This window comes from Micromonospora sp. NPDC003776, from assembly GCF_053605645.1.
Map to the genome: position 1 here is coordinate 1 of NZ_JBSGJR010000419.1, position 6281 is coordinate 6281.

The 6281-nt window shown below is 75.3% G+C and carries 6 protein-coding genes and 2 pseudogenes; 4 read left to right on the forward strand and 4 right to left on the reverse strand.

The features are described from left to right. A pseudogene (locus ACWEVO_RS26735) lies at positions 1 to 343 on the forward strand (ROK family transcriptional regulator); the annotation flags it as partial. 114 nt (positions 344 to 457) lie between these two features. On the opposite strand, the gene ACWEVO_RS26740 reads toward ACWEVO_RS26735, so the two are convergent. Both ACWEVO_RS26740 and ACWEVO_RS26745 read right to left on the reverse strand, forming a co-directional pair. Then, positions 458 to 1468 carry an ABC transporter permease subunit gene (locus ACWEVO_RS26740; protein WP_452310265.1) on the reverse strand — a complete coding sequence of 337 codons (1011 nt, stop codon included), beginning with the start codon at positions 1466 to 1468 and terminating at the stop codon, positions 458 to 460. Beyond that, complete coding sequence (locus ACWEVO_RS26745; RefSeq protein ID WP_452310266.1) at positions 1465 to 2469, reverse strand: ATP-binding cassette domain-containing protein; 1005 nt, start codon at positions 2467 to 2469, stop codon at positions 1465 to 1467. Before ACWEVO_RS26745 ends, ACWEVO_RS26740 begins: the two co-directional genes overlap by 4 nt. A gap of 74 nt (positions 2470 to 2543) precedes the next feature. On the opposite strand from ACWEVO_RS26745, the gene ACWEVO_RS26750 reads away from it, so the two are divergent. Next, positions 2544 to 3395 carry an ABC transporter ATP-binding protein gene (locus ACWEVO_RS26750; protein ID WP_452310267.1) on the forward strand — a complete coding sequence of 284 codons (852 nt, stop codon included), beginning with the start codon at positions 2544 to 2546 and terminating at the stop codon, positions 3393 to 3395. Positions 3396 to 3412: 17 nt separating this feature from the next. Then, positions 3413 to 4309 carry a ribokinase gene (locus ACWEVO_RS26755; protein WP_452310268.1) on the forward strand — a complete coding sequence of 299 codons (897 nt, stop codon included), beginning with the start codon at positions 3413 to 3415 and terminating at the stop codon, positions 4307 to 4309. Between the two features lie 4 nt (positions 4310 to 4313). On the opposite strand, the gene ftrA is transcribed toward ACWEVO_RS26755, so the two are convergent. Beyond that, on the reverse strand, positions 4314 to 5282 hold the full coding sequence (gene ftrA, locus ACWEVO_RS26760) for a transcriptional regulator FtrA (protein WP_452310269.1): 969 nt from the start codon (positions 5280 to 5282) through the stop codon (positions 4314 to 4316). Between the two features lie 71 nt (positions 5283 to 5353). Here ftrA and ACWEVO_RS26765 point away from each other — a divergent pair, with 71 nt between their 5' ends. Then, positions 5354 to 5806, forward strand: coding sequence for a rhodanese-like domain-containing protein (locus ACWEVO_RS26765; RefSeq protein ID WP_452310270.1), 453 nt, complete (start codon positions 5354 to 5356; stop codon positions 5804 to 5806). Between the two features lie 21 nt (positions 5807 to 5827). Here ACWEVO_RS26765 and ACWEVO_RS26770 read toward each other — a convergent pair. Beyond that, positions 5828 to 6281, reverse strand: a pseudogene (locus ACWEVO_RS26770) (hypothetical protein); the annotation flags it as partial.

Genomic DNA, 6281 nt, shown 5'->3' on the forward strand with positions numbered 1-6281 from the left:
GCAGGTTTCCCCCCCCCCCGACGCGGCCGGGGGGGTCCGCCCCGCGACCGCCGCCGGCCCCCCGGGCGGCCCGCTGCTGGACGAACTGGCCCGCCGGCTGGCCCTCGGCGTCGCGAGCACCTGCGTGGTGCTCGACCCGCCGCTGGTGGTGCTCGCCGGTGAGGTGGGCCGGGCGGGCGGTGCGGCGCTGGCCGAGCGGGTGCAGCACGAGGTCGCCGCGATCACCCTGGTCCGGCCGCGGGTGGTGACCACCGGGCTCACCGAGGAGCCGATCCTGCGCGGCGCGCTGCGGACCGCGCTGGACGCGGTGCGCGACGAGGTGTTCGGCTCGACGGTCGGCTGACCGCCCAGCCGCCGTCGCCTCCGCCACCATGTGAAGGAATTCTTCACGAGTTGGGGAATCTCTGCAAGGAGTTGCCGGTGCGGGTCCCGGTGCCGGGACCCGCACCGGACCCCCTCAGATCAGGTCCCGCCGACGGAACGCGGTGAACGCGGCCGCCACCAGCACCACGGTCAGCGTGAGCAGCACCGCCAACCCCGAGCCCCAGCCGATCCGGTAGAAGCCCTCGCAGAAGCTCCCGCTCACGCCGTTGCAGGCGAACCGGTCCCAGAACTGGACCTCGCCGTTGAGCCACGCGGCCACGTAGCTGGAGAGCATCCAGCGCTCCGGTCGGGTGGCGTCGACGATGTCCAGCACCAGCCGCGCGCCCAGCTCCCACACCACCAGGTACGCGGCGACCGTGCCCAGTGCCGCGGCGGTGTGCCGGCCCAGCGTGGCGATGGCGAAACCGAGCGCCGAGGTCAGCAGCACCAGCCCCAGCCCCCGGCCGTAGGTGGCGCCCAACGACCCCCAGAACTCGGCGTTCGTGCCGCCGGACAGGCCGGCGGTCTGGCCGATCAGCCAGAACAACCCCAGGTACGCCGCCGACGCCACCGCCGAGAGCACCAGCATCCCACCGAGCAGCGTGCCGAGCTTGGTCCCCAGTACCGTCCAGCGGCGCGGCCGCCACAGCAGCAGGTTGACCACCCCGCCCGAGTTCAGGTCGGCGCCGATGTAGGACGCGCCGACCAGGAACCCGAAGAGCATCAGGAACGCGACGAGGAAGTAGAGCAACGGCTTCGCCTTCTGGGCGAAGACGAAGACGCCGCTCAGGTAGTTCGCCGTGCTGATCGGCTCCGACCGCAGCGCCGGGTCCAGCTCCGCGCAGTCGCGCGGGAGGTAGTCGTTCTCGTCCGGAATGATCTCGCCCGTCTTGATCCGGAGGCAGCGGGTGTGCGTCGCCTCCATCTGGGCCACCGCCTCGGCCGCCTGCGCCCGGGCCCGGCTCAGCTCGTCCGGGGTGGGCCGGTGCGAGCCGGCCAGCGTCGTCGCCACCGTCACCCCGAACGCGACCAGCAGCAGCACCACCATCAGCTGCACGAACCGGCGGGCGGCCAGCCGCTCCAGCTCGGCACGGACCAGCTTCACGCGCCCACCTCCCGGCTCTCGCGCACGTCCAGATCGATCACCATCTCGCCCGGCGGCGCGCCGTCCACCTGACGGGGCAACACCGGGTGCGGGGCGTCGGCGGTCAGCTCCAGGAAGACGCTCTCCAGGTCCGGCCGCAGCGGGACCAGCTCGCGGACCCAGAGGCCCTGCTCGCCCAGCGTGCGGCTGATCACCTCCGCGTCGTCCACCCCGGCGACCACCAGATGGTCGGGGTAGGCGGTGACGGAGACGCCGATCCGCCCCAGCAGCTCCACGGCGCGCTCCGGCTCGGCCACCCGTACCCGCCACTCGTGCTGGTCGAAGCCGGCCAGCACCTCCTCCACCCGGCCGTGCGCCACCCGCCGGCCCCGGCTGATGATCGTCACGTGGTCGCAGATGAGCTGAATCTCGGCCAGGATGTGGCTGGAGAGCAGCACGGTCACCCCGGCCGCGGCGAGGGACCGCACGAGGTCGCGCATCTCCCGGATGCCCGCCGGGTCCAGGCCGTTCGCCGGCTCGTCGAGGATCAGCAGCTCGGGGCTCTTCAGCAGCGCCGACGCCACGGCCAGCCGCTGCTTCATGCCCAGCGAGTAGCCCTTGACCCGCTCGTCGCCCCGGTCCCGCAGGCCGACCTGCTCCAGCACCTCGTCCACCCGGGTGGTGGGCACGCCCCCGGCCAGCGCCAGCAGGCGCAGGGTCCGGCGGCCGGTGAAGTTGGCGAAGAACTGCGGGCTCTCCACGATCGCGCCGACCCGACCCGCCACCTCCGGCAGGTGGCCGGGCGACTCGGCTCCGAGCACGCTCATCCGGCCGCCGTCGGCGCGGACCAGCCCGAGCAGAGCCCGCAGCGTGGTGGTCTTGCCCGAGCCGTTCGGCCCGAGAAAGCCGTGCACCTGCCCGGACTCGACCAGCAGGTCGAAGCCGTCGACGGCGGTCCGCCGCCCCTGGCGCATCGTGTGGAACGTCTTGCGGAGACCCGCGATCTCGATGACGGCGCTCATCCGCGCCGCCTCTCGGGACGGTCGGGCATGCGGCGTCCTCCTGGTGTGGTGACCGATGACAGGCGCCCCACCCTATGGCGGCGGCGCCGCCCGTGGGGGGCAGCGCGCGGGCTGCGTGGTTGGATGGACCGGTGACTGGGGACCTGGATCTGGTAGTCAGCCTCGACGCGGTGACCGTCAAGCGCTCCGGCACCGCACTGGTGCACGACGTCGACTGGCGGGTGGAACTCGACGAACGCTGGGTGGTGCTCGGCCCGAACGGCGCCGGCAAGACCACCCTGCTCAACCTGGCCGCCGGCCGGCTGCACCCGACCACCGGCACCGCGCACGTCCTCGGCGAGCGGATCGGCCGCACCGACGTCAACGAGCTGCGGATGCGGATCGGGCTCTCCACCGCCACCCTCGCGGAGCGGATCCCCGCCGACGAGCGGGTGGTCGACGTGGTGGTCACCGCCGCCTGGTCGGTGGTCGGCCGGTGGCGGGAGAGCTACGACCGCACCGACGAGGCGCGCGCCCACGCGCTGCTCGGCCAGCTGGGCATCGGCCACCTCGCCGACCGGGCGTACGGCACGCTGTCGGAGGGCGAGCGCAAGCGGGTGCAGATCGCCCGGGCCCTGATGACCGACCCGGAGCTGCTCCTGCTCGACGAGCCCGCCGCCGGGCTCGACCTGGGCGGGCGCGAGGACCTGGTCGCCCGGCTCGCCGAGCTGGCGTACGACCCCGACGCCCCGGCCCTGGTGCTGGTCACCCACCACGTCGAGGAGATCCCGCCCGGCTTCACCCACGCGCTGCTGCTGCGCGAGGGCGGCGTGGTGGCGCAGGGCCTGCTCGCCGACACGCTCACCGCGGACAACCTGTCGAAGACCTTCGGCCTGCCCCTGGTCGTCGAGCGGTCCGGCGACCGCTGGACCGCCCGGGCCGCCTGACCGGCGGGAGGACCACCGTGCCGCAGACCCGGGTCGCCGTGGTGGGCAGCGCCAACATGGACCTGGTCGGCACCGCCGCCGCGCTGCCGCGGCCCGGCGAGACGCTGCTCGGCAGCGACTTCGTCATGCTGCCCGGTGGCAAGGGCGCCAACCAGGCCATCGCCGCCGTCCGCGCCGGCGCGTCCTGCGTCTTCCTCGGCGCGATCGGCTCGGACGCCTTCGGGGTCACCCTCAAGGCCCGGATCACCGCGGCCGGCGTGGACACCGGCCAGCTCCGGGTGGTGTACGGCGCCTCCGGCGTCGCCCTGGTCATGGTCGGCGGGGCGGGGGAGAACGCCATCCTGGTCACCCCCGGCGCCAACGGCACGTTCACCGGCCTGACCGAGGGTGAGCTGCACGCCGTACGCGAGGCGGACGTGCTGGTCGCGCAGCTGGAGGTGCCGGTCGAGACGGTGACCGCGGCGGCGGTGGCGGCCCGGGCGGCCGGCACCCGGGTGGTGCTCAACGCGGCGCCGGCCCGGCCGGTGCCGGCGGAACTGCTCGCCGCGGTGGACCTGCTGGTGGTCAACGAGACCGAAGCCCAGGCGCTGACCGGGCGGGGCCGGGACGAGCCGGGCGCGCTGCTGGCGCTGGTGCCCCGGGCGGTGCTCACCCTCGGCGCCGACGGCGCCTGGTACGTCGACCGGGACGGGACGGCGGTGCACGTCCCGGCGGTGAAGGTCGACGCGGTCGACTCCACCGCCGCCGGGGACGCGTTCACCGCCGCCCTCGCGGTGGCGTGGGGCGAGGGGCGGGAACTGCTCGACGCGGTGCGCTGGGCGGCGGCGGCCGGAGCCGCCTGCGTACGCCGCCTCGGTGCCTCGGTGGCGCTGCCCCGCCGGGTGGAGATCGACGAGCTCTACACCCCGGCCTGACGGCTCACGCCGCGGCGGCCCGGAACGCCCGCCGGTACGCCGACGGTGAGGTCCGCATCGCGCGCACGAAGTGGTGCCGGTAGGTCACCGGGCTGTCGAAGCCGACCGCCGTGGCGATCTCCGCGATCGGGGCGTCGGTCGTCTCCAGCAACGCCAGGCTGGCCCGGACCCGCTGGTCGATCAGCCAGCGGATCGGGCTGGTGCCGGTGGCCCGGGCGAAGTGCCGCAGGTAGCTACGGGCGGACAGGTGCGCCCGCCGGGCCAGCGCCGCCACGGTCAGCGGTTCGGCCAGGTGCCGCACCGCCCAGGCCATGCTGGCCGCGATCCGATCGTCGTCCGGGTCGACGCTGACCGGCGCCTCGATGAACTGGGCCTGCCCGCCGTCCCGGTGCGGTGGGATCACCAGTCGGCGGGCGACCGCGTTGGCCACCGCCGCGCCGAAGTCCCGGCGCACCACGTGCACGCACAGGTCCAGCCCGGCGGCGCTGCCCGCGCTGGTGAGAACCTCCCCGTCGTCGAGGTAGAGCACGTCCGGGTCGACGGTGACCGCCGGATACCGGCGGGCCAGCAGGTCCGCGTACCGCCAGTGGGTGGTGGCCCGGCGGCCGTCGAGCAGGCCGGCGCCGGCCAGGGCGAACGCGCCGGAGCAGATGGACATCAGCCGGGCGCCCCGGTGATGCGCCCGCCGCAGCGCCGCCACCAGTTCCGGCGACGGGTCGGCGGTGACGTCCGGCACCCCCGGCAGGATCACGGTGCCCGCCCCGGCGAGCGCCGCCAGCCCGTACGGGGTGTGCAGGGCGGCCCCGCCGACCACCGGCACCGGCCCGGGCCGCTCCGCGCAGAGGGTCAGCCGGTACCAGTCGACCCCGAGCTCGGGCCGGGGCAGGCCGAACACCTCGGTGACGATGCCGGTCTCGAAGACCGACATCCCCGGGTACGCGAGCACCGCCACGGTCCGGTCGGGGGAAGCCATGGCGGGATGTTAGCGAAAGGCGGCGATCACGCCACTCCCGACGGCGGGCCGGTCGGCCGCAGGATCGAGGCATGACCTTCTCCGTACCGCCGGCCGACCCGGCGACCGCCGCCGCCCACTTCCGTGCCCGGCTCAGCTTCGAAACCGACGTCAGCGACGTGCACGCCGCCCTGGAGGCGGGCACGCCGGGGCTGGTCGTGGTCGACTCCCGGGGCGCGGCGGCCTGGCGGCAGGGGCACCTGCCGGGGGCCGTGCACCTGCCCACCGCCGAGATCGCCGCCCGGGCCGCCGAGCTCGTGCCGCCCGGGTCGACCGTGGTGACCTACTGCTGGGGACCCGGCTGCAACGGGGCCACCCGGGCCGCCCTGGAGTTCGCCCGGCTCGGCCGGCCGGTCAAGGAGATGATCGGCGGCTTCGAGTACTGGGCCCGGGAGGGGCTGCCGGTGGTCACCCCGGCCGGGACCGTCCGCCGTCGGGTGGACGAGCTGACCGCGCCCCGCGCGGCGGTGACCTGCGACTGCTGACGGCGGCCGGTCGCGGTCCGGTCAGCCGACGGCGGCGTCGCGGTCGGCGGGCTCGTCGGCGAGGCGCTCGCCCCGGCGGCGGAGCATGCCCAGGCCGGGGATGCCGGCGACGGCGAGCTTGAGGTCGCGGGTGACCGCGAGCAGGTCGTGCAGGTCCGGACCGACCCGGTCCAGGGTGGCCAGGATCGGCAGCACGTCCGAGGTCAGGTGCTCCTTGAGCTTCGGCAGCTCGTCGACCAGCCGGATCGCGGCGGTCACCTCCTCCGGGCTGAGCTGCTCGACGAACCGGGCCGCCATCGGCGCGGCCCGGCGCAGCGCCGGCTCGTACGCCGCCAGCAGCTCCGCCGCGGTCCCGGCGGCCTGCTCCGCCGCGACCACCGTGCCGGCGGCCCGCCCGGCCACCGCGTCGACCTCGGCGACCACCGCGCCCGCCGTCCGGGAGACCCGCTCGGCCTCGCCGACCACCACGGCGGCG